This is a genomic window from Vibrio sp. 10N.222.46.A1 (assembly GCF_041473595.1).
GTDB lineage: Bacteria > Pseudomonadota > Gammaproteobacteria > Enterobacterales > Vibrionaceae > Vibrio > Vibrio tasmaniensis_A.
On record NZ_JBFRSN010000624.1, the window covers coordinates 1 to 1,158 of the forward strand.

At 46.9% G+C, this 1,158-nt stretch carries 1 protein-coding gene; it reads left to right on the forward strand.

Annotation, left to right across the window (positions count from 1 at the left end):
• Positions 1-1,158: MOSC domain-containing protein (locus AB4496_RS17195; RefSeq protein ID WP_372131462.1), on the forward strand; the 1,158-nt coding region annotated here is incomplete at both ends.

The window sequence follows — 1,158 nt, forward strand, 5'->3', positions numbered from 1 at the left end:
CGGCTCAATGGTGACGGCGCGTAAGTACCCTAAAATGGTCAAGGTATCTTCAAGCTTGCAGCCTGACGGTTTGATCTTCACTTATGAAGGCAAAGAGCCTTTGCGTCTAAAGTATGCAAATTTCAAGATGCAAGAAGCGCCAGCAACGGTGTGGAAAGACAGCTTCACGGCATACACGACATGTGATGAAGCCGATGATTGGTTCAGTGATGTGTTGGGCGTGCGCGTTGAGCTACTGTTTTCTGGCGAGCAATCGAATCGTGTTCGTGAAAAGCTTGGCCATAATGTCAGTTTCGCTGACGGCTATCCAATGTTAGTGATCAGCCAAGCCTCTCTAGATGAGCTTAATCGCCGCAGCCCTGAAGTTCACTCGATGGATCAGTTCCGCACCAACTTTGTTGTTTCGAATACCGAAGCCTTTGCTGAAGATGGTTGGAAGCGTATCCGTATCGGTGAGGTTGAGTTCGAAGCGGTGAAGCCTTGTGAGCGTTGTATCCTAACGACAGTTGATGTTGAGCGTGGCGAATTTAGAGCAACAAAAGAGCCTCTTAATACCTTCTCTACATTCAGAGCTAACGAGCGTGGTGGCGTTTTCTTTGGTCAGAATCTTGTGGCTAAAAATGAAGGTTTGGTTAAAGCGGGTGATGTGGTTGAAGTACTCGAAACCAAAGAGAAAGAACACTATGAAGACACTTGGGTTGAGTCGTTACATTTAACATGTGTTGAGCGTGAAGAGATCGCTCGTGACTTTACGACCTTTTGGTTAGAGCCTGCCAAAGAGAACCACTCACTACCAAGTTATCAGCCTGGGCAACATCTGCCGATTGAGATGGTGATTAATGGCGAGAAGGTTTCTCGTCGTTACACGTTATCTTCTAGCCCTTCACGAGCGGGTCGTTTAGCGATTTCAGTGAAGCGAGTGGACGATGGCCAAATCTCTAACTGGTTAAATGATCACTTTCAAGTGGGTGATACTTTGGTTGCTCAAAATCCAGATGGTGCGTTCTACTTAGAAGCGAATCCAACTCACCCGTTACTGCTTTTGTCTGCAGGCAGCGGCATTACGCCAATGTTGTCGATGCTTCGTTATTTGGCCGATCATGGCCAAATTGATGATGTGGTTTTCTATCATCAATGCAGCAGCGAAGAAGACATCCC